This is a genomic window from Liquorilactobacillus uvarum DSM 19971 (assembly GCF_001434935.1).
Classification (GTDB): Bacteria; Bacillota; Bacilli; order Lactobacillales; family Lactobacillaceae; genus Liquorilactobacillus; species Liquorilactobacillus uvarum.
In genome coordinates this window covers 1-224 of the sequence record NZ_AZEG01000152.1, presented here as the reverse complement: position 1 = coordinate 224, position 224 = coordinate 1, and the positions used below count along the sequence as shown (strand labels likewise).

The following is a 224-nucleotide window of genomic DNA, read 5'->3' as shown; positions in this document are numbered from 1 at the left end:
AGGAATTCTAGCAGCTTTCGAGTTTCCCCACTTTGCTAAGCGTGTTTGTTCTTTAATTAGTTCCATATTTTCCCCTCCTAAATTATTATTCCAGATTAAGTATATCCTATGTAGATACATAACGCAAATATTCTTACCGGAGGTCATTTACATGTAACAAGTTGTCTTACCAATCAAAGATTCGAATGTTCTCAAAGAGGTTCAAGATGCCTTACTAGATAGCT

General features: G+C 35.3%; 1 pseudogene. It reads right to left on the bottom strand.

From position 1 onward, the window contains the following. Nucleotides 1–120 (bottom strand): annotated as a pseudogene (locus FD20_RS14085) (AbrB/MazE/SpoVT family DNA-binding domain-containing protein); the annotation flags it as partial. Nucleotides 121–224 lie beyond the last annotated feature (104 nt).